The 809-nt window shown below is 60.1% G+C and carries 1 protein-coding gene and 1 pseudogene; one reads left to right on the top strand and one right to left on the bottom strand.

What is annotated here, in order from left to right:
- On the bottom strand, positions 1–378 hold a 378-nt coding region (locus tag MAXJ12_RS25445), incomplete at its 3' end, for an inverse autotransporter beta domain-containing protein (RefSeq protein WP_008838945.1).
- Between the two features lie 245 nt (positions 379–623).
- On the opposite strand from MAXJ12_RS25445, the pseudogene MAXJ12_RS38575 reads away from it, so the two are divergent.
- Positions 624–809: pseudogene (locus tag MAXJ12_RS38575) on the top strand (invasion associated locus B family protein); the annotation flags it as partial.

Here is an 809-nt window from a genome sequence, read left to right as displayed (position 1 = left end):
GAGAATGAGGTCGGGATCGACCACATGGCGAAAGCCGAGGCCGACATCGCCGCCGGTGCCGTTGGAAAAGTCGTGCCTGAGACGCAAATCGAGGAACAGGACAGAATCGGGCGTCTGCGCTAGCGGAATGAAGCCTTCGAGCGAGGAGTAGGCGCCCTGCTCATCTGCGCCGATGATGGTCTGCACCTGCGGTTGCCACAGAACGCCTTCCTGCGCCGCAGCAGCAACGCCCGAACTGGCGATTGCGATGGTGGACAGAGCCGAGGTTTTCCACAGATGCCGCGAGAAATGGTGCCAGCCGAGCCGGTCGAAACGGGCGCGATCAATCGCGCACGCTGAACGCGATCGTGTATGGCGCGATGGCCCCCCCGAATGCATGCTCTGCCGCCTCTTTTGCACAACCGCGCATTGCGCACCGTAAACATTTTGCTTTGATGCGCGAGTGAGAACTGCGGAAACCGGTAGATCGACATGGAAAAGCCGGGTTCATGTGGCATTCCCGCCACATTCGGCAAAATCATTTACAACAACCGCCGGACTTCCCTCTCGCAAATAAGGACTGTACTAATTCGCGCCATGAAGCGTCGCGCCAGAACTGGCCGACTTCGAATGGATCGCGAACCATGAAGTCCAGCAACGCAGGCTCGTTTTCAAGATATGCATTGGGCGTGGCCGCCATGTTGGCGCTTGTAGCCGGTACGGGAGGCCTCGCATTCGCGCAGGAGACGCCCAAGGCGGAAGCGCCAGCGCCAGAGAAGCCTGTGAATGCATGGGTCGTGAATTGCGCCAGCGGGGCCAGTGGCGGTGCT

It is taken from the genome of Mesorhizobium alhagi CCNWXJ12-2, assembly GCF_000236565.1.
GTDB lineage: Bacteria > Pseudomonadota > Alphaproteobacteria > Rhizobiales > Rhizobiaceae > Allomesorhizobium > Allomesorhizobium alhagi.
Note: the sequence above shows the minus strand (reverse complement) of the source record. Positions and strands in the feature narration are given on the sequence as shown.